This window comes from Bifidobacterium sp. ESL0790, assembly GCF_029395435.1.
Lineage (GTDB): Bacteria > Actinomycetota > Actinomycetes > Actinomycetales > Bifidobacteriaceae > Bifidobacterium.
Genome location: NZ_CP113915.1, coordinates 891,655 through 917,358 on the forward strand (window position 1 = coordinate 891,655; position 25,704 = coordinate 917,358).

At 58.2% G+C, this 25,704-nt stretch carries 20 protein-coding genes and 1 riboswitch; of the genes, 14 read left to right on the top strand and 6 right to left on the bottom strand.

The window, feature by feature from the left end; all coding sequences use genetic code 11:
- Window positions 1-272: 272 nt before the first annotated feature.
- A complete protein-coding gene (locus OZY47_RS03210) occupies window positions 273-1,148 on the bottom strand; it encodes a pyridoxamine kinase (protein WP_277178685.1) in 876 nt (291 codons plus the stop codon).
- A gap of 307 nt (window positions 1,149-1,455) precedes the next feature.
- Here OZY47_RS03210 and OZY47_RS03215 point away from each other — a divergent pair, with 307 nt between their 5' ends.
- Window positions 1,456-2,775 (top strand): O-acetylhomoserine aminocarboxypropyltransferase/cysteine synthase family protein, encoded by a 1,320-nt coding sequence (locus OZY47_RS03215; protein ID WP_277178687.1) that lies wholly within the window; start codon window positions 1,456-1,458, stop codon window positions 2,773-2,775.
- 287 nt (window positions 2,776-3,062) lie between these two features.
- On the opposite strand, the gene OZY47_RS03220 is transcribed toward OZY47_RS03215, so the two are convergent.
- Window positions 3,063-3,872, bottom strand: a complete 810-nt coding sequence (locus tag OZY47_RS03220) for a hypothetical protein (protein WP_277178689.1) — start codon at window positions 3,870-3,872, stop codon at window positions 3,063-3,065.
- 427 nt (window positions 3,873-4,299) lie between these two features.
- Between OZY47_RS03220 and OZY47_RS03225 the strand changes: the two genes are divergently transcribed.
- Together OZY47_RS03225 and OZY47_RS03230 are read left to right on the top strand one after the other, a co-directional pair.
- Window positions 4,300-5,139 carry an ABC transporter ATP-binding protein gene (locus OZY47_RS03225; RefSeq protein ID WP_277179114.1) on the top strand — a complete coding sequence of 280 codons (840 nt, stop codon included), beginning with the start codon at window positions 4,300-4,302 and terminating at the stop codon, window positions 5,137-5,139.
- 32 nt (window positions 5,140-5,171) lie between these two features.
- On the top strand, window positions 5,172-7,820 hold the full coding sequence (locus OZY47_RS03230; RefSeq protein WP_277178691.1) for an FtsX-like permease family protein: 2,649 nt from the start codon (window positions 5,172-5,174) through the stop codon (window positions 7,818-7,820).
- 622 nt (window positions 7,821-8,442) lie between these two features.
- On the opposite strand, the gene OZY47_RS03235 is transcribed toward OZY47_RS03230, so the two are convergent.
- Both OZY47_RS03235 and OZY47_RS03240 read right to left on the bottom strand, forming a co-directional pair.
- On the bottom strand, window positions 8,443-9,306 hold the full coding sequence (locus OZY47_RS03235) for a response regulator transcription factor (protein WP_277178693.1): 864 nt from the start codon (window positions 9,304-9,306) through the stop codon (window positions 8,443-8,445).
- A 131-nt stretch (window positions 9,307-9,437) separates the two neighbouring features.
- Entirely contained in the window at window positions 9,438-12,140 is a 2,703-nt protein-coding gene (locus OZY47_RS03240) for a histidine kinase (RefSeq protein WP_277178695.1), read from the bottom strand.
- Window positions 12,141-12,291: 151 nt separating this feature from the next.
- On the opposite strand from OZY47_RS03240, the gene OZY47_RS03245 reads away from it, so the two are divergent.
- The 3 genes from OZY47_RS03245 (at window position 12,292) to OZY47_RS03255 (ending at window position 15,480) form a co-directional block, all read left to right on the top strand.
- Complete coding sequence (locus OZY47_RS03245; protein WP_277178697.1) at window positions 12,292-13,692, top strand: alpha/beta fold hydrolase; 1,401 nt, start codon at window positions 12,292-12,294, stop codon at window positions 13,690-13,692.
- 126 nt (window positions 13,693-13,818) lie between these two features.
- A complete protein-coding gene (gene proC / locus OZY47_RS03250; RefSeq protein ID WP_277178699.1) occupies window positions 13,819-14,631 on the top strand; it encodes a pyrroline-5-carboxylate reductase in 813 nt (270 codons plus the stop codon).
- A 225-nt stretch (window positions 14,632-14,856) separates the two neighbouring features.
- On the top strand, window positions 14,857-15,480 hold the full coding sequence (locus OZY47_RS03255; RefSeq protein ID WP_277178702.1) for a Type 1 glutamine amidotransferase-like domain-containing protein: 624 nt from the start codon (window positions 14,857-14,859) through the stop codon (window positions 15,478-15,480).
- Window positions 15,481-15,776: 296 nt separating this feature from the next.
- Here OZY47_RS03255 and OZY47_RS03260 read toward each other — a convergent pair whose 3' ends face one another.
- Window positions 15,777-17,294, bottom strand: coding sequence for an amino acid permease (locus OZY47_RS03260; protein WP_277178704.1), 1,518 nt, complete (start codon window positions 17,292-17,294; stop codon window positions 15,777-15,779).
- Window positions 17,295-17,401: 107 nt separating this feature from the next.
- A riboswitch (Lysine riboswitch) is annotated at window positions 17,402-17,579 on the bottom strand.
- A gap of 533 nt (window positions 17,580-18,112) precedes the next feature.
- On the opposite strand from OZY47_RS03260, the gene ychF reads away from it, so the two are divergent.
- The 3 genes from ychF (at window position 18,113) to OZY47_RS03275 (ending at window position 21,328) form a co-directional block, all read left to right on the top strand.
- Window positions 18,113-19,201: a redox-regulated ATPase YchF gene (ychF, locus tag OZY47_RS03265; RefSeq protein ID WP_277178706.1), complete on the top strand. Its 1,089-nt coding sequence runs from the start codon at window positions 18,113-18,115 to the stop codon at window positions 19,199-19,201.
- A gap of 226 nt (window positions 19,202-19,427) precedes the next feature.
- The gene (locus tag OZY47_RS03270; RefSeq protein ID WP_277178708.1) at window positions 19,428-20,300 is read left to right on the top strand and encodes a DUF2806 domain-containing protein; all 873 of its coding nucleotides are present in this window, start codon (window positions 19,428-19,430) and stop codon (window positions 20,298-20,300) included.
- Between the two features lie 146 nt (window positions 20,301-20,446).
- Window positions 20,447-21,328 carry a GIY-YIG nuclease family protein gene (locus OZY47_RS03275; protein WP_277178710.1) on the top strand — a complete coding sequence of 294 codons (882 nt, stop codon included), beginning with the start codon at window positions 20,447-20,449 and terminating at the stop codon, window positions 21,326-21,328.
- 131 nt (window positions 21,329-21,459) lie between these two features.
- On the opposite strand, the gene OZY47_RS03280 is transcribed toward OZY47_RS03275, so the two are convergent.
- The gene (locus OZY47_RS03280; protein ID WP_277178712.1) at window positions 21,460-22,179 is read right to left on the bottom strand and encodes a Fic family protein; all 720 of its coding nucleotides are present in this window, start codon (window positions 22,177-22,179) and stop codon (window positions 21,460-21,462) included.
- 200 nt (window positions 22,180-22,379) lie between these two features.
- On the opposite strand from OZY47_RS03280, the gene OZY47_RS03285 reads away from it, so the two are divergent.
- The 5 genes from OZY47_RS03285 (at window position 22,380) to OZY47_RS03305 (ending at window position 25,569) form a co-directional block, all read left to right on the top strand.
- Window positions 22,380-22,607: a DUF4160 domain-containing protein gene (locus OZY47_RS03285; protein ID WP_277178714.1), complete on the top strand. Its 228-nt coding sequence runs from the start codon at window positions 22,380-22,382 to the stop codon at window positions 22,605-22,607.
- Window positions 22,608-22,618: 11 nt separating this feature from the next.
- Window positions 22,619-22,930 (top strand): DUF2442 domain-containing protein, encoded by a 312-nt coding sequence (locus OZY47_RS03290; RefSeq protein WP_277178716.1) that lies wholly within the window; start codon window positions 22,619-22,621, stop codon window positions 22,928-22,930.
- 212 nt (window positions 22,931-23,142) lie between these two features.
- On the top strand, window positions 23,143-23,337 hold the full coding sequence (locus tag OZY47_RS03295) for a hypothetical protein (RefSeq protein ID WP_277178718.1): 195 nt from the start codon (window positions 23,143-23,145) through the stop codon (window positions 23,335-23,337).
- Between the two features lie 145 nt (window positions 23,338-23,482).
- Window positions 23,483-24,712, top strand: a complete 1,230-nt coding sequence (locus tag OZY47_RS03300) for a type II toxin-antitoxin system HipA family toxin (protein WP_277178720.1) — start codon at window positions 23,483-23,485, stop codon at window positions 24,710-24,712.
- Between the two features lie 170 nt (window positions 24,713-24,882).
- The gene (locus OZY47_RS03305) at window positions 24,883-25,569 is read left to right on the top strand and encodes an SDR family oxidoreductase (protein ID WP_277178723.1); all 687 of its coding nucleotides are present in this window, start codon (window positions 24,883-24,885) and stop codon (window positions 25,567-25,569) included.
- Window positions 25,570-25,704 lie beyond the last annotated feature (135 nt).

The following is a 25,704-nucleotide window of genomic DNA, read 5'->3' on the forward strand; positions in this document are numbered from 1 at the left end:
TACAAAATGTGAACAACGCTGTGGAAAATAGCGTTGTATAGCAGAACGGGAAAGCAATGCTGGATAAAGACGAATCAGATAAAGAAAACCGTTGGGGAACGCTACTGCCATTTGCGTTTCCCAACGGTTTAATCCGAGGTTTGAGGGGTTGATAAAACCTTCAATCAACCAGCTAACCCTCGCGAAAGAATCATGCGCGCCAACTGGACACATCACCAAGCCAGCGTGCACAATCCATCAATCAAAAGGCCTATCAATCAAAAGGCCCGAAACTAGCCGGCCAACCCGGTCAGTTCGCCCAGGTTGAGCTCAAAGCTCACGCCACGATCCTCGAAGTGGGGCTGGTTGCGGGTGCTCTCCATCGCGTGACGCACGAATTCGCCGGCCACCTGCGCCGACTCGCCGAGCGTCTTGCCGGCCATCACCGCGCCACACAGCGCCGAAGCGAACGCGTCGCCGGTGCCATGAATCATGTAGGGCAGCTTGTCGTGCACCAGCTCGCGACGCGCGGCGGCCCCGGTGGAGGCGCTGCCCACGAAGTTGCGCAGTTTGCCGTCATTGCGGTCGATGCCCTTCAACACGACGTTCTTGGCCCCGAGATCGAGCAGCGCGCCGACCCAGTCGGTCGCTTCCTCATCGCTCAGGTTCTGGCCCGGGTAGTCACGCCCAGTGAGGATGCTCGCCTCGGTGAGGTTCGGCATCAGCACGTCCGCGCCGTCCACCAGTGTCTTGACCGCGTCGCACATCTCCTGGGAATAGGTCGGGTACATCTGCCCGCCATCGCCCATCACCGGGTCGACCAGCCGCAGCGCCTTCGGGTATTCGCGGTACATGCGCTTGATGATGTCCACCTGCTCGGCCGAGCCAAGGAAGCCGGAATAGATGCCGTCGAGGTCGACGTCGATCTTCTGCCACGCGTCGAGATAGCCGGAGAGGATATCGGTGGTGTCGTGGAAGGTGTAGACGGGGAACTTCGTGTGCGCGCTGAACAACGCGGTGGGCACCGGGCACACGTCGCAGCCGCACGCCGAAAGAATCGGGATCGCGGCGGTCAGCGAGCATTTGCCGTAGCCGCACATGTCGTGCACTGCCGCAACGCGGGGGATGTATTTGGGGTCGCGCTCATAGAGCGTCGTATCTTCTTGCATTTCATGACCTTTCAGAAAGTCTATGAATCCTATATTGTCGCGTCCGCCTTCCCGCCTGGCTGGCGGGGACGTCGCTGACTCGACTCTAGACCCATTGGCTGGGCAAACCGCCCGAAACGTCACGCAGTGGTCGCGTTTTCGGGATTTTGGGCAAAGCGCGCGAGCTGTCTAATTCCTTGTGGCGCCAACGGTTTGCAATCCGTTATAGCTAACCTCGATAGCGTGCGGCTTGCGGGTGGATTCATCGCGGATTTAAGCTCGGAGGGAGCTAAAAACGAACGTCCATTTTCCACCGAAGGAGCCGGCAATGACCGAGAACGAGCACAAACCATACCATTTCGAGACCCTGCAGCTGCATGTGGGCCAGGAGGAGGCCGACCCCGCCACCGACGCGCGTGCCGTGCCGATCTACGCCACCACCAGCTACGTCTTCCATGACTTCGACCATGCCGAAGCGCGTTTTGCCCTGCAGGATCCGGGCAACATCTATGGCCGTCTGACCAACTCGACCGAGGACGTCTTCGAAAGGCGCATGGCCGCGCTCGAAGGTGGCACCGCGGCGCTCGCTCTGGCCAGCGGCGCGGCGGCGGTCGAAGCAGCGTTGCGTAACATCACCCAGACCGGCGACCACATCGTTTCCTCCTCGCACATCTACGGTGGCACCTTCAACCTGATGCGCCATACCCTGCCGCGCGACGGCATCACCACCACGTTCGTCGATCCCGCTGACCCGCAGAACTTCGAAGACGCGATTCAGGAGAACACGAAGCTCGTCTACTTCGAGACCTTCGGCAACCCGAACGCCGACCTGCCCGATTTCGAGGCCATCTCGAAGATTGCGCACAAGCACAACCTGCCGGTGTTCGTCGACAACACCTTCGCCACCCCGTATCTCTTCCGTCCGCTGGAAAATGGTGCGGACATTGTCGTGGAATCGGCCACCAAGTTCATCGGCGGCCACGGCACGACGCTCGGCGGCATCATCGTCGAAGGTGGCCACTTCAACTGGGCCGCGGTGCCGGGCAAGTTCCCGACCCTGACCGAGCCGGATCCGTCCTACCACGGCATGAACTTCTACGAGGCGCTGGGCGAGACGGCCTTCGTCACCCGCGCCCGCGCCATCTTCCTGCGCGACACCGGTGCCTGCATCAGCCCCTTCGCCGCGTGGCTGCTCCTGCAAGGCACCGAAACCCTGTCGCTGCGCGTCGAGCGCCACGTCCAGAACGCGCTCAAGGTGGTCGAATACCTGCAGACCGTGCCCGAGGTCGAGTCCGTCTCGCACCCTTCGATTCCTGGCCGCATCGACCATGACCTCTACGAGAAGTACTTCCCGAACGGCGCCGGCTCGATCTTCACCTTCGACATCAAGGGCGGCAAGGACGCGGCGCGCGTGTTCATCAACAACCTGCACCTCTTCAGCCTGCTCGCCAATGTCGCGGACGTGAAGAGCCTCGTCGTCCACCCGGCCTCCACCACCCACGCCCAGGAGACCCGTGAGGAGCTGGAAAGCCAGGGCATCCACCAGGGCACCATCCGTCTGTCGATCGGCACCGAATATATCGACGACATCCTGGACGACCTGAAGGGCAGTTTCGAGGCCCTGCGCGCCTCCGGCCTCGCCAAGTAACATGTCCGGCTGAAGGGGACCAGCCTCGTCAGCCGCCATCCTTCGTAATTGCGCTATAAATAAGCCACTGAGTAAGTCTCACAGGCCCATTTATGGCGAGATTGAATTTTCCCGCCATTTTTGAGCCGTTGACGGCTGTTCAGTGGCTTATTTATGGTGCAACTTAAATTTCCCGCCATATTTAGGCCACTAGGCATGCGTCAGCGGCTTGTTTATGGCGCAATCGCGGTACGGTTCCGGTTGCGCAAAAGATGGTCACGAGCATTGGTATGCGGATAGGTTGCCCGTCAGCGTCTTTTGTCGCGCTCGAGCAGGAGATGCTCGGCGTGATAAAACATGATGCCCAGCAGCACCCGGTCGTCGATGGCCTCGGGATCAAGTCCCAATTTCCAGATGTGGTTCTGTGCCGCCTGCAGACGCCATACCCCCTGCACGAACCACCAGATCGCCCTGCGGTAATCGTCTTCATGCCGGCGATACGCCTTGCCGTGAGGCGCGACATATTCCAAGGTGTAGCCGCCGCCTTTCCGGAAGACGCTCACCTTGCCCCGCACCCGCCGGCCCACGCTATAGAGCGAGGGACTCACGTTGCGGGTGATGATTACCGGCAGTTGCCAAGGCTGGCCGTATCCCCGGTAGCCTGGGTCCTCGGTGCAGAAGTCATAGAGATCATCAAGCTCCCTGTTGCGTTCGGACGAGAATCGGTATCGCGCACCCAATAGCCGGCTGGTCTCGTCGAATTCCTGGGCGAGCCACAGCGCCGCCTCCTGCGGGGTGGAGAGGCGCGCCTTAAATTCGAGCACATAGCTGCGGTCGAGGACGTTGGAATATACGGAATAGCCGCCGCGTGTAGCCACGAAGCCGAAGTGCGCATCTTGCTGCCTCCAACATACGATACCTTTGAGCCATGGGGCGTCTTGGGGATATTCGTGGTCTTCGACGCCGGGGACGTGGAGGTAGACCACGTCCTTGCACCCCTTGTCGACCCACAGCCGCGCGCCATATTGGTCGCAGACGAGTTGCAGGAGCTTTTGCAGATTCCGAAGCCTACCCAGTCCGCTGTCGTCGATCTGATCCAGGCCTTCGGAATCTTTCAACGTCTCTTCGGTCACCCCGTAGCCAAGATGGGTCGTGATGTGGAGTCCGTATTCCTCGGGCATTTCTCTCTTTTCACCGTCATTGTGTATGCGTTTGTCAAACCATTCTATCCGTTTTGTCAATGTCTATGGCGTGAATCATCCCCGAGGATGACATGGCGGGCTCAGGCCGCGCGGCGAAGGTGATAATTCGTCCCCAAGCACGATGGAAAGGCGTGATTCCGGGCCATATATTAAGAGGCATCCCAAGGGTACCGACCTCAACAAAGGAGTCCAGATGAACCTCACCCACCCCAATGATTTCAACGCCATCATCAACCCCGGAAGTGGCACGGGCACAAGCCCCGACACTGGGTTTGGCATTGCGCCGGGCGCGCCGGCTTTCATTCCCTCCGACGGCAATCGACAGCCGGCTATGGCCTCGGCCATGGCCCAACCTGTCGTAGGCCAGCAGACGCGCCAGCCCCTCGCAGTCGAGGCCATCAACCTCGTCAAGGACTATGGCAAGGGCGAGAACGCCGTGCACGCTTTGCGCGACGTCAACGTAGGCTTCGAACAGGGCCGTTTCACCGCCATCATGGGCCCATCCGGCTCCGGCAAATCCACGTTGATGCACACGCTCGCCGGCCTGGATTCGGCGACCGGCGGCCACATCATGCTCGGCGGCGAGGACGTCACCGCGATGAACGACAACCAGCTGACGATGCTGCGCCGCCACAAGATCGGCTTCATTTTCCAGAGCTTCAACCTCCTGCCGATGTTCACCGCCGAGCAGAACATCCTCATGCCCTTGACGCTGGCCGGGCAGAAGGCCGACCGGCAATGGTTCGACATGCTGGTCGGCACCCTCGGGCTCGGCGACAGGTTGAGGCACCGGCCCACCGAGCTCTCCGGCGGCCAGCAACAGCGCGTCGCCATCGCCCGCGCGCTCATCACCAAGCCGCAGGTCGTCTTCGCCGACGAGCCCACCGGCAACCTCGATTCGGTCTCCAGCGCCGAGGTGCTGGGCTTCCTGCGTGACTCGGTGCGCGAGCTGGGGCAGACGGTGGTGATGGTCACTCACGACGCGGTTGCCGCCTCCTACGCCGACCGCGCCATCGTCTTCGCCGATGGCCGCATCGTCTCCGACGTGAGCGAGCCCAAGGCCGAGCAGATGAGCGAACTGTTGATGCGGGAGAGCGAGCGGGCCGCGCGCCAGGCGGCGCAGATGCCGAGCATGGACCAGCTGATGGCGGCCAATCCCCAGCACGCGCGGGCCTCGCGCTGAACCGGCCGCAGGATATAGGAAAAGGAACCAAGATGTTCTCGATAACACTGAAACTTATGAAAAAGAGCGGGAAGATGCTCATTCCCGCCGGCATCGCCATCCTTATCGGCACGGCCTTCATCGCCGCGACCTTCCTCTTCGGCAACTCCATGGACAGCGCCCTGCGCACCCAGCTCACGGCCGAATACGGGAGCGCCGACTACGTCGCCCAGATGGAGGGCGCGTATAGCAACAACGGCAACGGCGAGCCCACCACCATCGCGGACATGAAACTCGACCAAGTGCGCGACGTCGATGGTGTGACCGGCACCCAGGTCATCGTCAACGAGGAGGGCCACGTCGGCAAGGGCGGGCAGTCCGCCGCCACTTTCTTCGGATTGGGCACCACCGACACCAAGTTGCAGAGCGTGCGCGTGACCTCCGGGCACCTGCCGTCGGCCAACGGCGAGGAGACCGCGATTCCGGAGGCGCTCGCCTCCAGGATCCACGCGAAGGTGGGGGAGACGATCAAGGTCTCGTCCTCCGATTCCGGGTCGACGCTGACGACCAAGGCGAAACTGGTGGGCCTGACCAAGGACGACACCGGTGCGTACGCGACGTACGACGGCATGACGCTGGTCTCCAAGCCGGTGCTCGCCAAGATCGTGGGCGCGAGCTCGCCCGACCAGGTGACGGCCATCACGCTGTTGATGAACGTGGATTCGGCGAAGGCGGGCCAGGCCGTGCCGCAGGTCAAGCGGATCCTCGGCCACCGCTTCAGCGTCGACACCCGCCAGCATATCGCCGACGAATCCATGAAAGACCTGAGCGCTGGCGGCACCACGCCGGTCAAGACCTTCCTGATGGCCTTCGGCATCCTCGCGATGTTCGTCGCGGCCCTCGTCATCGCCAACACCTTCCAGGTCATGGTCGCCCAGCGCCGCCGCACCCTGGCCCTGCTGCGCACCATCGGCGCCACGAAGGGCCAGCTCTACCGTTCGGTGCTTTTCGAGGCCAGTGTGCTGGGCCTGGTCTCCTCGCTGCTCGGCATCCTCGTGGCTATCGGACTGATGGCGCTGCTGGGCGCCACGAAGGCTGGAAGCATCAACGGACAGGCGATGCACGTCATCATCACCCGGCCGGTGATCGCTGTCCCGCTCGCCTTCGGCATCGTGATGACGGTACTCGCCTCTATTTCCTCGGCTCGTTCGGCCACTTCGGTGACCCCGCTCGAGGCGCTGCGTCCCATGGAGGTCAGTGACAACCGCAAGGCCAGCGTGGTGCGCGCGGTGATCGGTGTGCTGCTGTTGGTCGTCGGTCTGGCGTTGTGCGTCTTCGGCGCCAGCCAGATGCCCGGGGTCCTCTCCCGCAACATCACCGATGGCAGTGACAGCAGGTACGTTTTCGCGCTGTTCGCCGCGGTTGGCGGATGCGCCTTCGCGTTCCTCGGTTTGGCGTTGACCGCCGTCTTCTGGATGCCGGTGCTGATGCGGGGTGTCGGCGCGCTGGTCGCGCATATCGGGCCCGCGGCCAAGATCGCCGACGCGAACATCCAGAAGAATCCGCGTCGTGTGGCCGCCACCGGCGTCGCGCTCCTGATCGGCGTGACCCTCGTCTCGACCATCGCCACCGGGGCCGCCTCCGCCAAGCAGACCATGAGCGCCACACTCGACGCGCACTACAGCGTCGACTTGGTGGCCCAAGGCGGCGACCTCACGCAGCGGCAGGCGCGGAAAGTCGCCAAGGTTGACGGCGTGCAGGATTCGCTCTACCTGTCCACCGCCACCGCCGAGGTCAATGCGAACGGGAACGACGGCAATACCAAAAACGACGGCAAGAAGTTGACCGCGTTGCTGGTGGGCGTGCCCTCGCAAAAGGCTTTGCAGAAGGTGATGCGCACCGATATCTCTGCCGCGCCAATCAGCGGAGACCACGCGTTGGCCCCGAAGCTCAACGGGCAGGACAGCAATAAGAAGCTCGACTTCGCCAACAACCAAGCCGATTTCGACAACGTCGGCGCGGACGGTTCGCAGCGTCACGTCTCCCTGCCACTCAAGACCTCGCAGGTCGATTACCGACAGCTCACGGGTGCGTACTCGATGGTCGTCTTCGTCGACCAGGCCCGGCTCGACAGCGCCCAGGTCAAGCCCAACGGGCATATCCTGCTGGTCAAGCTCGACACGTCCTCGTCCTCGCTGGGCCAGATTTTCGGCGACGTGCAAGCGGCGCTCGGCGGCGAGCAAGGCGTCACCATCACCGGCCCGATCGCCCAGCGCGTGCAGTGGAACAATCTCGTCGACCAGCTGATGAAGCTGCTGGTTGGTCTGCTCGCCGTCGCGGTGCTCATCGCGCTCATCGGCGTGGCCAACACTCTCAGCCTCTCGGTGATCGAACGCACCCGTGAATCGGCCACGTTGCGCGCCATCGGCATGACGCGTGGGCAGCTGCGCCGCTCGTTGGCCTGCGAGGCGTTGCTGATCTCGTTGGTCAGCGGTGTGGTCGGCGTGGCGCTCGGCACCGGGTTCGGCTGGTTGGGATCGTACATGTACTGCAGCCTCATCGGAACCCCTGTCTATTCGTTCGACTGGAAGTTCAACGGCGCGGTGCTGCTCATCGCCGCCGTGGCCGCCCTGCTCGCCAGTGTCTTCCCGGCCCGGCGCGCGGTGCGGACCTCGCCGGTCGAGGCGCTCGCCGAGGCGTAGGAATCCAGCGGATTTAAGTGATATCCGCTTCGGCACAACTGTGGTCCGTTCAATACCGGTAATGCCGGTGTCGGACGGACCATTTTTTCACGGAGAAGAGTTATGGACTGATATTGCCAAAATATGCGGGTGCAGCACGAAAGGGTAAATATCGTCGGATTGGTGTGTGAGTGCTGTGTTTGCGTAGCACTGAACCGGATTTAGTGGTTGAACAGACATTCCGTGCTTCGATTTCAATCCAATCAAATAGAAGGAATGGCGGAACTCCGGCTTTCTGTAATGTGGAGTTTGCGATCGCAACAGCACGGAAACTTTATTTCTAGGAATGATGTCTTCCGTGCTGTAGCGGTTACGCCAGCTGGTTGCCATCGACGAAAATGACGCGACTTCTGCGACGTGGAACCTGTGATAGACGAGTCACACGGGCTGGTTGTCGTAGACGAACAAGCCGTGACTATTATGATGCGGAATCCGTGATAAGTGAGTCATACCAGCTTGTTGTCGTATATGGAAGTGATGCGACTTCCATGATGTGGAATCCGTGATAGACGAGTCACACGGGCTGGTTGTCGTAGACGAAAGCGATGCGATTTCTGCGACGTGGAATCCGTGATAGGCGGGGTCACACGAGCTGGTTGTCATAGGCGAAGACGACGGCCTGCACGCGGTCGCGGGCGTGGATTTTGGCGAGTATGTGGGCCACATGCGTCTTGACGGTCGGCAGGCTGATGAACAGCTTGTCGGCGATTTCCTGGTTAGAGAGCCCGTGCGCCACCTCGATGAGCACCTCGCGCTCGCGGTCGGTCAGCTCATCCAACTCAGGGTCGTGATAAACAGTGGCGTTGGCCGCTGCTAAATCGTCGGATGAAGCATTCCCATCGTTCGCGCTCGCCGAGGTAGTTGGTTGTGAACCGGCACCAGCGGAGCCATTCGCGGCACCCATGCGATTTGCGCCATTGCCTTTGCCGTCACTATTTCCAGACGCAGCCTGCCCGGACTTGGTGAATCCGTCCTCCACCATCTTCTCGATGAGTCGCTTCGTGGCCGTGGGCGCGATGATCGCGTTGCCCTGGTGCACCGTGCGAATCGAGGAGAGCAGCGTCTCAGGCTCCGTGTCCTTCAAGAGGAACCCGGAAGCCCCGGCGTTGATGGCGCTCATCACGTACTCGTCGAGGTCGAAGGTCGTGAGGATGATGACGCGCGTTTTGTGCATTGTGGAGCCGTTTCCGTCGCGGTTTTTCTCGAGGAAGGCCTCGGCGTCGGTGATGCGTTTGGTCGCCTCGATGCCGTCCATGCCGGGCATACGCACATCCATCAGCACCACGTCGGGGTGCAGGTCGAGGCTCAGCGACACCGCCTGGTCGCCATTGGCCGCCTGACCAATCACCTCCATGTCGGGCTGCGAGTCGATGACCATGGCGAACCCGGCCCTCACCAGCTCCTGATCGTCGGCGATAAGGACTGTGATCGGCTGCGTTTCACTCATGGTTCCACTCTAACAACACGCGGCGGCAAGCCGGTTTCCAAAGGCGCAATCGTGAGTTTGATAGTACTAACGATTTGATTTTTGCCTGGCAAGTGACGATAACGTTGCATACTGATATTAATCATAAAATACTATCTATTATCATCGTTCATGCTTCCGACAGGATGCAGCAGCGGTTGTTGGACGCCCTGCCTGTCGTCGCTATCGCCGGTCTCGCGCAGCACCCGCAGCAGCTGGCGCATATGGTGCAGCGCCTCGCGCCCTTGCGCTCCAATTGCCTCGAACGCCTTGACGATTTCCTCGGGCTTCGGCTCCGCGCCCTCGCGTTCTGCCTCATCCAGCAGCGCCAGCCCCGCGTCGGCCTCCGCGATGACGGTGTTGAGCGTCGCGCTCACCTCACCCTGCATCTGCGAGCCGATGCGCTCGCGCTCGAGATTCGCCGCCATCACGTTCTGCTTCTCCGCTTCGGCCTGCAGCGCCTCCTGCCGGGTACGCAGCACCAGCGCGTTGGTGCCGTTGGCCCGTGTCCACAGCGCCGCCGCGATCACGATCACGCACGAAGTCAAAGCCATGCCGCCCACCATCAACGCCACAATCGCGTAGTTGATTTGCTTGTCCCATGTCGCGGGGAATGAGCGGATGCCAAGCAGCCAGCGGATGGGCGTTTCGAAGCCCAGGAAGAGACAAATCACTTTCCATGTAAAGAGCGACGAGTCGATGAGCGCCAGCAGCGACGCCCACAGCGGTGCCAGGCCTTTGCCATAGAGGCAGACAGAATACAGGGAAATCAGCGCAAAGAGCGTGGCGAGCGGGATGTTGGTGAGCAACAGGCAGCTGACGGTCGCGCCAAAGGCGACACACAGCGCGCTCGCTCTGGGGAACTTTCTCCGGAAGGCCAATGGCACGATGAACAGCAGCGTCACGATGGCGAAGCCGATATAGCTTGCTGAAAGGGTAGGCTGAACATATTCGGCCGAGATCTCCAGGTTCGTGGATTTGAAGTGGCCCACGAACGCGACCAGTGGGCTGCCGATAAGCAGCAGGATGAGCGTGGTGACGACATCGACCAGCAGATAATGGCGTTCGAACCAGTTCGAGGTGCGTTCCACCCAATTCGTTTCCGAGACGGCGGGATAGGTGGTTGAAGACGTGACGGCGGAGACGGGGGAGTTGCCGGCATCGTCGTTGTCACTGTTCGAGTTGCCAGTCCCGTTTGCGGTATTGGCGTTCTCTGTGGTGTCCCGTTTCAGCGCATTGTTCCGCCGTCGCCAGATGCTCCAGACATGTTGCGCTTTGCCGAGCAGCGAGAACATCAGGCCTTTGACTCGCGTGATGGGTGAGATCGAAGGCAGTTCGGTGAGATCGGGATTTGACGCTGCCGCTGGTTGAGAATCGGGCGCCGACGATGAAGAAACTTCTGTGTGCTCCCTATCATTCAAATCTTCGCCATTCCGCGTTGATTCGCTATCCAAAACAGGTTTGGATGATTTCGCGGTATTGGAGGATTTGGCGGCAGCGTCTTGTGCCATCTCCAGCGGCACGTCGAACGCGACCTCAAAACCAGTTCCCAAGCTCCTTGGCCCATAAGCGAGATGACCTCCAGCCGCCTCGATCCGCTCGTGCATGCCAATCAGGCCATATCTGCCGCGATGGCCATCCGCTGCGGCCGTGGCCCCACGTCCGTCGTCGCGTATAGCAACATGAAGTTCGTCGTCCGTCCAACGTTCGTCAACCGAGACGTGCGCGCCCGGCCCCGCATACTTGCGGCTGTTGGTCAACGCCTCCTGAACCGCGCGATAGACCGCGAAACCAGTCTGCTCACCGAGCCCATCCGGCCGTGCCTCGCCCGTCACTTGCCTCGTAACGTCTCCACCCTCTTGCCGTGCGGTGGTGTCGGCCTGTGAGACAAGCGCGGCAATATCGCGGTATCCCGGGCGTCCTCCATCCGAAGCCGAGACGAACACGTCGAGCAGATCGTTCATATCGTCCAGCGCCCGCCGCGATTCGTGCCGAATGGTCATCATGGTCTTGCGCGCGACCTCAGGATCATGCGCCCCGGCATAGCGCCCGCCGTCGGACTGCACGATGACGGTGGAGAGCGTATGCGCCACCACGTCGTGCATGTCACGCGCGATCCGGGCGCGCTCGGCCGTGCGGGCGATGCGCCGTTCCTCTTCCTCGCGGGCGGCGATGGCTTGGTTGCGTTCGCGCAACAGCCGTGCCGTGGCGTGCCGCGCCCGTGTCCAATAGGCGATGAAGCAGGCGGCGAGCAACGCGATGAGGATGGGAACCATCACGACCATCGTCGCCCCGGCGAACTTCCAGCCGCAATTGACGCTCATCCCGGATTTATAAACGACTTGGCAGGCCTGGTATGTGCTGCTTGCCTGGTCCATGCCGAGGCTGACATGCGAGCCGAGCAGCGGCCCGATCTCCAGCCCCCAGGCGATGATTGGCGCCGCCGCCACGGCGATCACCAGCGCGAGCAGGATGAACAGGCGGCTCTGCTTCGGCTCGCCATAGACGATGACGGAATAGAGCATCACCACGGCCATCACGTCGGGCAGCGCGAACACCGGTCCCGTTAGCAGTTGCAGTACCACCAGCGCCGCGAAGCCGAGCGTTGAGGCGCGTGGGAAGGTCCGACGGAATATCAGCGGGATGACCAGCGCGCAAGACCACGCGAACTGCCACTGCCGGCTGTAGCCGATCAAGAGCCCTGGCTCATAACCCCACGAGAGAAAAGCGAAATAAAGGGTGAGGGCCGCGAGCAGCGCGTCGCCGACCACGGGATGGTGCCGTAGCCATGCTGTCGTTTGCGCGAGTCTGCCCATACCCCAAGGCTAGCGCGAAGCCGGTCGAAGTGTCATCGTGCTTGGGGATGAATCTTGCGGTTGTGTTTCGGGATGAAGGGAAGTGTGTCGGCGTTGCTAGAGTGGGTTAGACGATATATACGGCAAAGCAAGACATACGAAGGGGAGAGCGATGACGTTACTCGCGAAATACTATGTGCCGGGCCTCGCGGTGGAGGACCATTCGATCCAGGTGCCGCTCGACTGGCGCGGCCACAAGCCGGGCGAAGGGTTCGCGGGCGAGTCACTGAGCCTCTTTTACCGCGTCGTCGCGGCCCCCGAACACGTCCACGACGACCTGCCGCTGCTTATCTTCCTACAAGGTGGCCCTGGTGGCGCCGGCCCGCGTCCGTTGAACCCGTCGAGCGACGGCTGGATCGCCGAGGCCATCAAGCATTTCCGCGTCGTCCTGCCCGACCAGCGAGGCACCGGCCGCTCCTCGTGCGTCGATTCCAATACGATGGCGCGCATCGAAGGCGCGCAGGCCCAGGCCGACTATCTCAAGCGCTTCCTCGCCGGGTCGATCGTGCGCGACTTCGAGCACCTGCGCCGCACCGAGTTCGGCGGCCGCCGCTGGGTGACCATGGGCCAGAGCTACGGCGGCTTCCTTACGCTGGCCTATCTTTCCATCTTCCCCGAAGGCGTCGCCGCGAGTTTCACCACCGGCGGCATCCCGCACGTTCCGGCCGATGCCACCGAGGTTTATGAGCACACCTTCCCGCGTATGGTCAAGAAGACGGATCAGTATTACCAGCGCTATCCCCAGGACGTCGCGCGCGTCGCCATGGTCGCCGACAAACTGCCGAAAGCCGCTGATTTGCAGGATTACGAAGGTGGCAAAGCAACGAATGGCAACGCGGCGGCCTCCGGCATTCCCACCCTGCCCAATGGCGACCCGCTGACCGTCGAGCGCCTGCAGACCCTTGGCGGCGATTTCGGCATGAAACCCAGCTTCGAGCGCGTGCACTGGATCATGGACTCGGCCTTCGCTGATGGTGACGGCTCGGCCAGCGCCAAGTCCCCGCTCGCCGACTCGTTCCTCGCCTCGGTGATGAACGCCACCGCCTCGAACCCGCTCTACTGGCCGCTCCAGGAGTTCATCTACGCCGACGGCGAGCTCGACAAGCCGATCGCTTGGGCGGCGCAGCGCGTGTGCGACACCCACCCCGAGTTCGGTGCCGGCCAGCGCCCGCTCATGTTCACCGGCGAGGCGATGTTCCCCTGGATGTTCCAGCAGGAGAAGGCCTTGCGCCCCTTCCGCGCAGCCATGGACGTGCTCATGGCCGACACGAGATTCGACAAGGTCTACGACGCCGAGCAGCTGGCGCGCAACGAGGTCCCGCTCCAGGCCGGCGTCTACTTCGACGACATGTACGTCGACTCGGGCATGCAGCTCGACACCCTCTCGCGCGTCGGCAACTCGCACTATTGGACCACCAACGAGTTCGAGCATGACGGCCTGCACGGCGACAAGGTCTTCGGCCACCTCTACCGCGAGGCGCTCGACAGGGGCGATTTGGAGGGGCTGTTCTAAAACCCGAGTTACAAAAGTCGACGATAGGAGAGGGCGTTTGTTGCAATTCCAACGTTTTCGATTTCGTATCTTCGGGTTTTGTAACCGAGGTTTGCCGTAAGATAGTGATTCCAACAAGGAGTTTTCATGACACAAGACACTGATATCAAGAACGTGACCGTCGGATTCATCGGATTCGGCAACATGGCACAGGGCATCGCCAAGGGCCTGGTCAACGGGGGAGTGCTCGACGGCGCGCACATCGTCGCCAACTCCGGCCACTTCGACAAGGCCCAGAAAGCCGCGGGGCAGATTGGCGCCCGTGCCACCCACGACGCCCAAGAGACCGTCGATGCCGCCGATGTGGTGGTCATCGCCGTCAAGCCCAACCAGATCGAGACCGCGCTCGCCGAGGTCACCGAGGCGCTGGCCGACGATGCCAAGCTCGTCGTCTCCATCGCCGCCGGTCGCAATCTCGACTACTACCAAAGCCTTCTTGGCGGCAAGGCCCATGTGCAGTGCGTCATTCCCAACACGCCCATCGAGGTGGGCCAGGGCATCCTCGTCACCGAAAACGCCAACACGCTCACCGACACCCAGCGTGCCGTTTTCGAGGCTCTGTTTTCGCCGATCGCGTTGATCGAGCGCGTGGACACCCCGTTGATGGATATCGGCTCGTCGGTGGCCGGCTGTGCTCCCGCCTTCACCGCCATCTATATCGAGGCGCTCGCCGACGCCGGCGTGAAATACGGGCTGAAGCGTGAGACCGCCTACCGCCTTGCCGCCAAGATGACCGAGGGCGTCGGCGCGCTTTACATGGCCACTGGCACCAATCCCGGCGCGATGAAGGACGCCGTCTGCTCGCCCGGCGGCACCACCATCAAGGGCGTCACCGAGCTGGAGAAGCAGGGCTTCCGCGGCGCGGTGATCTCCGGGGTCGACGCCATCCAGAACGGCTGAGGATATCATTCAAACGTATTGAAGGTCATAGGCTCAGCGCGCCATCCCGGCGTTCAGGTTGGCTGCCTATAATTTTCGGTATGCAACGGTGAACGCGATATTTGTGGATTCGCAGGTTCGTGGGTTCGTAAGTTTGCCGGCAGTCTGCCGGTTCCTGCCTGTCAGAGCAGATGGGCGGGAACCGACGGACGTCGTGGCGCGAGGACGGAAAGGAATGGAAAGCGTATGCCGAGATTGGTGTTGGCGTCGAGCCCAAGCGGCGCGGTGGCCGCGATCGTGCGCAATCGCATCCATGTCTCCGGCCTCAAGCTCGCCTACATCCCCACCGCCGACAACCACCACTATTCCAAGGTCATCCGCCCCTTCGTCCGTTTCCTCTTGCGCCAGGCCGGTTTCCGCGTCCATCAGCTCGATATCTCCAGCGCCAGCCGGCGGGAGACCGAGTGGATACTCGGCCATTGCGACGCCATCTACGTCGGCGGCGGCAACAGTTTCTTCCTTCTGCAGGAGCTGAGACGCACCGGCGCCGACAGGCTGCTCGTCAAAGCGGTCGACGATGGCAAGCTCTATATCGGCGTCTCCGCCGGGGCGGTGGTCATCGCCCCCGACATCAGCTATATCGCGCCGATGGACGACCGCACGGCCGCCTCGCAACTGCGCAGCACCAAGGGCTTGCATCTGGTCGATTTCCATATCGTTCCTCATCTCGGCGAGTCGACCATGGGCAAGGCCGCCAAGGAGATCGCCCGCCGTTTCGGCGACACCTTGCGCCTTCACCTGCTCGACGACGACCACGCCATCGTCATCGACACCGAGGACGGCGGCGTTCATATTCCCAGCGAGGTCTAGGACAGGGGACAAGCAGTTTCTGTCGTCGTTCTGTAATCCTGAAAGCTATAGATTTGCTTACATATCGCGCTAGTTGTTTATACCAATAATTCCTAATACCTGCAATAGCGTATAAGCAATATGCCAAAGTCATATCCCTGACTAGATTCAGGCATTGGCTCGAAGAATCATAAAGCCACATAGACAAAACAAATGGCCCGCCCGGCAGCTCTGAATTGAGCAACCAGACGGGCCATTCGAAGGGACCGAACCAACTATTCCCCCCCCCTCGCAACCACGAAGTAATCACGAAGCAATCACGGACGGTGCGGGCTCACGTCGATATCCTCCAACGGAATGATGTGGGTGTGGTTCTTGATCTTGTAGCCGAAGTAGAGGATGAGCACCAGCGGCACGCTCAGGTAGGTGATGCCGATCTGCTGCCAATCGAAGTGGACGATGGCGTCGATGTTCTGCCCGCAGATGATGGCGATGCATAGCACGAGCGCGAGGATCGGCCCGAGCGGGAAGAGCTTGGCGTGGTACTTGAGCTCCGAGAGCTTGTGGCCCTGCTTGATGAAGGCCCTGCGGAAGCGGAAGTGGCTCAGCGCGATGCCGACCCATGCGATGAAGCCGGTCAGGCCGGAGGCGGCGACCAGCCACATGTAGATCTTCTGCCCGTAGATGGAGGTCGAGAAGGCGAGCAGCGCGATGATCGTGGTGACGGCCAGCGAAGCCAGCGGGATGCCGTGCTTGGTGGTCCTCGAGAAGATCTTCGGCGCGTAGTGTTCCTCGGCCAGCGAGTAGAGCATCCTGGTGGAGGCGTACATGCCGGAGTTCGCCGAGGAGATCACGGCGGTGAGCACCACCGCGTTCATCAGGCTGGCGGCGAAGGCGAGGCCCGCGCGCTTGAAGACCAGGGTGAAGGGCGACATGGCGATGTTGCCGTCGGCCGCGGAAAGCAGGTTCGGGCTGGTATAGGGGATCAGCGCCGCGATGACGAAGATCGAGAGCATGTAGAAGATCAGGATTCGCCAGAAGACGCTGTTGATCGCCTTCGGCACCGCGTGCTCCGGGTCCTCGGACTCGCCCGCGGTCACGCCCACGAGCTCGGTGCCCTGGAACGAGAAGCCGGCGATGAGGAAGACGCTCAGGATGGCCGGGATGCCGCCGACGAACGGGGCGTCCTTATACGTGAAGTTGCTGAATCCGACGGCGGGCTTGAACATGATGCCGAAAATCATGCAGAAACCGAGGATCAGGAAGACCACGACGGTGATGATCTTGATCAGCGAGAGCCAGTATTCCGTCTCGCCGAACGCGGAGACGGTCAGCGCGTTGATGACCAGAATGAAGGCGAGGACCGCCACGCTCCAGACCCAGCCGGGTACGTTCGGCAGCCAGTATTGCATGAGGATGGCGGCCGTGGAGATGTCGACGGCGATGGTGATGGCCCAGTTGAGCCAGTAGTTCCAACCCATCGCGAAGCCGAGCGCGGGGTCGACGTACTTGGCGTTGTAGGTGGCGAAGGAGCCCGAGACCGGCTGGTTGGTCGCCAGCTCGCCGAGGCTGGTCATCAGGAAGTAGACCATGATGCCCATGGCGATGTAGGCCACGAGGCCGCCGCCGGGGCCGGCCTTGGAGATGGTGGAGCCGGAGGTCATGAACAGGCCTGTGCCGATGCAGCCACCCAAGGCGATCATGGAGACATGGCGCGTCTTCAGGTTGCGCTGGACTCCGTTGTCGCCCTTGTTTCTTTTCGGCGCTTCCTTGGCGCCTTGCGCTCCTCCTGCAGGGGAGGGGGCCTCATCCGTATGTGCGGTTGGTGCCGACATACCATTCCTCTCTCGTTTAAAGAGGTATACGGTCGAACCTTTCGCGGGAACACATCAGTCGTCTGGTGCCTGATGACGCATCCTCGCGAAGATTCCACCAACGATATTTCATCAATAGCGCTTCACGGCCGCGGCCGTGACAGTTCCGTGCCTATTGAGCCCGGACCCAACCATCAACGCGGAACGGCGCCAACAATTTCGGCTGGACATCTTTTCCTCCGCGATCAAAGACGCAATCCCGTCTCACGCGGCCTACTCGTAGGCCCAGCGACCTCTTCTGTGATTATTGGATACGTGACACTATAGGTGATTTTGGGGACAAAATATACGAACTCCTGCATATTCGTATAGCGCGTGTTGCGTCGCGGGACTGTGTTGCATATGTGACGCCGACGGGGCGCGGCGTTTTGTCTATGCAGTATTTTGTTGCATATACAGTGAGAAATTGCATAGGAATTGCGATGGGATAAAATTTTACGTTTTGTGGTCCGGGTCACAGTTGCATACTTTGCATGTGCGTTTTCGGGGCTGGGTTCGGCGTTGTGTTCGTGGGGATGTGGCGATGTCGATATTGTTTTTGCGATGGTGATTGTCGTATGGGTCTCACGTTTGCCGTGCCACTCATTGCATATGTGACGATACGTGTCAGATAAGCGTCGCATATGCAATGTTTCGGAGCGCGCGGAGCCGTCGGGGTGGACCACGATGAATGGATGTTATAGGAATGAACCAGCTTGCCGTGATAACTGTTCAATGGGGTGGAATCGCGGGCCGAATCCCGCGCCGTGCTTCGTCCAGCTTGCCCTTAGACTTGAGGTATGTCTCTAACTATCGGAATCGTCGGTCTGCCGAATGTCGGCAAGTCCACCATGTTCAATGCCCTTACCCGCAACAACGTGCTTGCGGAGAACTACCCGTTCGCCACCATCGAGCCCAACACCGGCATCGTGCCGCTGCCCGACAAGCGCCTGCCCGTGCTCGCCGACCTCGTGCACACCGAGAAGATCGTGCCCGCCACTGTCACCTTCGTCGACATCGCCGGCATCGTCAAGGGCGCCTCCGAGGGCGAGGGCCTGGGCAACAAGTTCCTGGCCAACATCCGCGAGGCCGACGCGATCTGCGAGGTCGTGCGCGCCTTCAAGGACGACGACATCGTCCACGTCAACGGCAAGGTCGACCCGTCCGACGACGTCGAGACCATCAACACCGAGCTCATGCTCGCCGATCTGCAGACCATCGAGAACGCGCTGCCGAGGCTCGAGAAGGACCTGCGCGGCAAGAAGATCACGCAGGAATACCTCAACGCGGTCAAGAAGGCGCAGTCGATTCTCGAGGCGGGGGAGACCATCGACCACGCCGCGTCCGCCGGCAAGATCGACAAGGCCGACGTCTACGACCTGCACCTGATGACCGCCAAGCCGTTCATCTACGTATTCAACGTCGACGACGACGAGCTGGGCGACAAGGACCTGCAGAAGCGGCTCGCCGCCTCCGTTGCGCCCGCACAGTCGATCTTCCTCAACGCGCAGTTCGAGTCGGACCTCACCGAACTCGACGAGGATGACGCCCGCGAGATGCTCGCCGACGCCGGGTTGAAGGAATCTGGCCTCGACCAGCTGGCCCGCGTCGGTTTCGACGTGCTCGGTCTGCAGACCTTCCTCACCGCCGGCGTCAAGGAGGTGCGCGCCTGGCAGATTCATCAAGGCTGGACCGCCCCGCAGGCCGCTGGCGTCATCCACAGCGATTTCGAGCGTGGCTTCATCAAGGCCGACATCGTCTCCTACGATGATTTCGTCGCCGCCAAGGGCAGCATGAACGAGATCAAGGAGGAGGGCAAGCTCCGCCAGGAAGGCCGCGACTACGTGATGCAGGACGGCGACATCGTAGACTTCAAGTTCAACGTGTGAGGTTGTTGCGGTTCGTAGTTATATCTTCAAGGCGGTTCATTGCATTCGGGCAATGAACCGCCTTTGTATAGGATTTTAAATTTATGAATGTTTTATTTTTTTGGATCGAAAATTTCTTTTTTCTAAGCTTCCTTATGCGGTTAAATATTTTCTGAATTACTGAAGAGAAAGCTTATTTATGTTATCAATGTTTTGTCTTAGCTAATGTTCTTTATATCATGTAGACATGGATATTAATGATAGTATCGGCGGCATTGCAAAGGGAATTGGTGAAGGACTAGAAGCTGCGGGGAGAGGTGATGAATCAAGAGCCAAGGCGATTGATCGTTTAGCTGAAACCTTTGGTATTGAGCATTATCGGCAAGCCCATGCAGCTAAACGAGATTTAAAGGATAGCATTAATGCATGGGAAGAACTTGAAAAGCGTAATTTACCGGAATCGCTAAAGTCTAGACTGTTTTCAGAATATCAGAATCAATTGCATAAGGGAGAGAATCTTAAAACTGTTTTTGAAATATTTGCTACAATCCCGAGTAATGATTCTTCTTATTGTGATCCTGACGAAATAGACCCCGATTGGTTGGACAAATTCAGAGAGATAGCTGAACGTACTAATACGAAGGCAAAACAGTTATTGCTGGCAAAAGTAATCAATGGTGAATTAGAATCTCCAAATTCTCTTTCGAAAAGAACTTTAACAGTACTTGATAATTTATCTGTAGAGGAAGCAGAAATATTTGAAGATTTTTGTTCTCACTGCATTAGGCTTCGGCAAATTCCAGACAATTGGGATTGTGTTGTTTTCTTGAGTGGACATCTGGTAGAAGAGCTTCCTGAATACTCAGAAACGATTTTGCAAGAAGCCGATATCATTTATCCGTCAATTGAAAGTAGATATACAGTTCCTAAAGAAGGCATAGATTATTTTGCTAATGGATGTTGGAATCATTTTAGATCAAAGCGTGATTCCGATATGCAATTTATTGAAGATTTTCCCATGACTCATGCTGGGCAAGAATTGGCTCTGCTTTGTGATTTAGGTATAGCTAATAGTGATTGGACGACGATTTTTGAGCAGCGATTGAGTCCATTAAATTGAGAATGTGGATATAACAAGACAAAGTTAAATCAGATTCGCAGATTTCAATTTTATAGTTCTTTAATTAACTGCCTATTAAGTGCTATAGCTGATTTTAAAAATTATTCGTCTATGTTGTTTAGGATTGTTTCGAGGAAGGCTTTGATGTGACTGCCGAGACGATGAATCACAAGAGTATTAAATTGAGTGATATTTTGAAGTTTTCTGATGAGGAACTTCGTGAGGTCAAAATTAGACTTTGTTCGCCACCAACTGTTAACAAAGCAAATGATCCGATAGAAGCATTCAAAGAAAATCCAGATAATGTTGCGATAGGTTGGGTACTTTGGCGATTTACAAAATATGAGATGTATCATCCAGGCAATATAACCATTGGGCTTTGCAGACTAGCTGATGATCCGGATCGATGGCTGTTGACAACAGTAAAAACTATTACCAAAGATCTTGGTGTGTTGAATGGTGTTGGCTATGAGGGCGAAGAATGGTCAAAATACGTCCAGTATTATGGTCGTGTCATTGTTCATTATCATAGGAAAAATCAGTACTTGATTTTAAATGGCGTTAGAAATGGAATCAATAGACTAGATGGTATTACGGTTGAGCAGATTCTTCCTGATATATTCGAAGATGACCATTTCCCTGGTTATGACCATATTTCGTTGACGTATTCAAAATTGAAACGTATTGTTGATTGTCATTTGGATGATTGGTTTAATGCTTTAGCTAATCAAAAAGGTGTTTATGTCATCACTGATCTGAATACCGGAAAATTATATGTGGGTTCCGCTACATCTGAAAAAGGCATGCTGTTGAAGCGGTGGACTGATTATGTCGACACATTACATGGTGGTGACGTAGGACTCAAAAAGCTTATCAAAGAAAAAGGTAAAGATTACATACCTCAATATTTCCAGTACACGCTTTTGGAGAATTTTAATCAGCGCGAGCCAGATGAAAATATTTATAAAAGAGAAAATTGGTGGAAAGATGTATTAGCGAGCCGCGATTTTGGGTACAACGGCAATTAAGTCGATGTCAAGAGAAGTTTACTTAACTTCTAGAGTTGATAGGTGCTGAAAACTAATGCGTTGAACTGAGTATTGGAAATCTTTGTCCTTCATTGAGAACCGTTTAGAGGAGCGTAAGGTATCGGTATCAATTATTCGATTAGATATTTTTGATTCCAATCCGCAAGCCAGCCGATGACAGATGGGTCATTATCCAGATACCAAGCGCTTAATTTGTTGTTAAACGTTTCTCGATCGGGTGGTTCCACTGGAACGGCGAGCACGTCGGATGAGCCTAGTTTGAGCAACAAGCCATTGGCGGCGAGCAGGGCGGTGCGCTTGTTCCCGTCGCCGAATGGTTGCATTTTGGCCAAGGTCGAGAACAAATGCGCAGCACGGTTAAGGGGTTGTACAGATTGCGCGGAAATTGCTGAATCGGCCGCGTCCTGTGAAGACTTGTTGCCGAAATTCGTGACCTGATTCAGCTCTTGTTCGATAGCGGCTGTAGACGGCACAGGCGGTGTATAAGTGCCTCGACGAGTGGAGACAATGACGTTTTCCGCAGTTCTCAGCACCCCGGGTTCTATCGCGGCCGTGCGAGTCATCTTCGCGTTGATACCGGTGAGCCAGTCAAGATTCATAGGACGAGTTGAGTAATCGTATTCAATGACATACGACGAGGCGTCTTTCAAGTCACACAGCAGCGCATAATCGTTGCGTGATCCCACAACCTTGGGATTCCCAGTACGCAGAAAATCCTCAGTCGCCATGCGCGAGGTATTGAGCCCGTCAAAGGTGCGTCCCATCCGGTAGAGCAAATCGGCGCGTCCCTTAATGGTCATTAGGGGAGAGGCGTTGTGCTGAGTTGCCATATTTGCTTTCCTTATTGACGCGCCGAATCGAGACTGTATTCTGAAACCGTATGATTCATAGTGACTCTTCGAGTATAGAAAAATACAGGCAAAGATTTCTTCAAGGCTATAGCTTTCCTTTACAATGAGAGTTAGAGCAAGGCTAAAAAAGAGGTGATTAGATGCCAGAGGTGAGTAGGTTTTTCGGAATCGTGATACGAATGATGTATCAGGATGAAAAAGAGCACCATCGTCCGCATGTCCATGTCTATTATGGTGATTTTGAAGCATCTATTGCCCTCGATGGGCGGCTTTTGGCTGGTTCTCTGCCCGCCAAACAGTATAAGTTGGTGACAGCTTGGCTAGTATTGCATGAAGATGAGTTGTATGAAGCGTGGAACAAAGCGGCGGCCGGGCATCCGTTTGAACGGATTAAGCCCCTCTCATAAGGAGGTTCCAGATGTTTGAAGTAAATGGCGTTGTGTATGCGGATGCTCCTACCAAGGAGCTGAAGGTCGAGTCCGTGCGCGTGACTGATGACCACATCATGCTCGTCGTCTTTTCCACTGGGGAAACGAGGCTATGCGATTTCACGGAGCTGTTTGATAAGGTTCCCGCTTTTGAGCCGTTGCGCGATGAGAAAGTGTTTGAAGACGCCAAGGTTGTGCATGGCATCCCGATGTGGCAGAACGGCACCGTCGATATTTCTCCGATTTACCTATACGATCACTCCTATGAATATGACCCGCACGGAGAGTTGGTTTCAGCCTAAGTAAGACATGTCTCTGTGTTGTTTTATGGAGAGGTGTTTTTGATTTAAGCATTAGTTTTCTGTAGTATAATTGACTTAAACAGTAGAAAACTAATGCTTAAATTGGTTGGTGAACGATGAAATACACCCCTACTACCACGAAACGGGACTTGCGGATTATTGGGGAGCATTTTGCGGCGCAACGCAAGTTGCTCGGGTTGAGGGTCAGCGACGTGGCGAAGCGAGCGGGGATTAGCGAGACCACGGTGACCAATCTCGAGCACGGCCGACCAGTGCGCTCCGATGCGTTGATTACCGTGGCGCGGGTGCTTCAACTCGCCGATTACATGGTCAAGGCCGCCGACCCGTATTCGCACGACCTGGGCATGGTTCGCGCCGCCCAGATCCTGCCCAAGCGGGTGAGATAGCCCCGCAATCCATGTTCCGAATCGAGGCAATTTGTCTACTAGACTGGTGGTGGTCTCGTTGCCAAGCTAAACAAGTAGCTAGAATGGCGAGACGACGGAATAACGCAAAAGAAGTGACGCAAAACGAGAACGGGAGGTGAAAGCCATGAGTCAACAACAGGTCGAGGTCCGCATCACGGTCGGCGACGGCCAAGAGCGGATTGCCGGGACCCTGTATTTTAACGGCCCGAGCTCCACCTTTAGATATACGTCCGAATATGTCAATGCTCCTGACTCGTTCGATCTCGCCCCCACGTTGCCCCGATCGCTTTCGCCGTTCGTCTTTGATGGTCTTGGCCCGTTTTCCGACTCGGCGCCCGACCGCTGGGGCCGAAAGCTGCTCGAGCGGAATCTGAAACGACGTAATTTGCCTGAATCCGAGTATCTACTGGGCGTCAACGATGTCACACGCCAGGGCGTGGTCAGGTTTTTTACCGATGGAACGGCGCTCGCAGGCGATGAAGGTGTGCCGGCGCTGACGGATTTGGCGGAGCTGCTGAACACCGCGGATGCCGTGGAGGAGCGTCGCGAGATTGACGATACCGCCTTGCGCAGGCTCTACCGCGCGACGGGTTCCTTGGGTGGCGCCCGTCCCAAGGCGTCCGTGTTCGATCGCAATGCGTTGTGGCTGGCGAAGTTCCCCAAGCCGAACGGCGACGATTGGGACGTCATCGGTTGGGAGGCGGTTACTCTGGAGTTGGCCGCGCAGGCTGAAATCGACGTGCCCGAGCATCGGGTCATCAAGATCAAGGATGTTGACGGCCGTCAACGTAGCGTACTGCTGACGAAGCGTTTTGACAGGGGAGAAGGCGGTTCCGCCGAAATCTTACGGCGTATTCCCTATATTTCTGCCATGACGGCGTTGGACGCGAAGGACGGCGATGGTGGGGATTGGCTGGATTTGGTCGAGTTCGCACGTGGATGCGGCATTAACGTTCATGAGCTTTGGCGCCGCGCCATGTTCGGCGCGGCCATTGGCAATCTGGACGATCATCTGCGCAATCATGGATTCCTGCGCTCGGTCAAGGGTTGGGAGCTTTCGCCGGCCTTTGATCTTAATCCTGAGCCGTATCAAAACGCGGAGGACGATCGGCATCAACTCGCTTTGTTTGGCGACGGCCACGTAGACGTTGCCGCGTTGATGGATTCCGAATCATTGGAATTGTTCGATGTTGCCGAAGCGGATGCTGACGATTATTTGAAAACGCTGCAATCCGTGGTCAAGCAGGCTGCGCCTAGGGCACGGCTCCGGCAGATCGACAGTCGTTCTGTCGCGGTGATGGAGTCGCGGTTCGGGCGGACGTTGGATGAGCTGGAACGTTTGTGGAAACGATAAAGAATAATAGAAAACGATACGAAGCAATAGAGAAATTGCCGAAAACAATGATAGCTAGGCTCGCGGGGTTGAGTCTATTCGCGTAATCGCGGTTTTGGCAGCATAATGAGTATGTACGTTTCGTCAGCAACGATGGACGGAGCGATGAGTATTTTGCGAAAGGAATCGATATGGTAGATCAGCGACGAGTGGTGATTCTGGGCGGGCATGGCAAGGTGGCGCTGCTGGCCGAGCCGAAACTGGTGGACGCGGGCTTCGACGTCGACGCTGTGATTCGCAATCCCGGGCAGTCCGAGGATGTGCGCAAGGCCGGCGCGAATCCGGTCGTCTTCGACATGGAGCACGCCAACGTCGATTCCTTCGTGGGGCTTTTCGAGGGCGCCGTGGCCGTCGTGTTCTCCGCCGGGGCCGGTGGCGATGACGCTGTGCGCACCCACGCCGTGGACTACCAGGCCGCCGTCAACGCGATGGACGCCGCCGAGAAGGCCGGTGTGCGCCGCTTCGTGATGGTCTCCTACGACACCGCCAGCCGCGACCCGAAGTCGATGGGCTGGCCCGAGTCGTTCGTGCCCTACGCCCAGGCCAAGCACGACGCCGACGCCCACCTGCGCGAAAGCTCGCTGGACTATACGATTCTCGGCCCCGGCCTGCTCACGCTCGAGCCTGAGACCGACAAGATCGTGTTGAGCGACGACCACACGATGATCGACGGCAAGCCGGCCACCGCGGAGCAGCGCGCCACCTCGCGTGGCAACGTCGCGGCCGTCATCGCCCGCGTGTTGGGCGCCGACGTGGTCAAGCGCAAGACCATCGCCTTCTACGACGGCCAGACGCCGATCGATGAGGCGCTCATGTGAGTGTCGGCTGGGTGCGTTCGCTGAGGTGAACGTCGACTGTAGCTTTTGATGTCACTGTTCCTGATGGCATCGTCCGTTGGGGACAGTGATTTTTTATGCCGGTTTGGCTTCGGTTTTGTCTCGCTGATTTTGCTG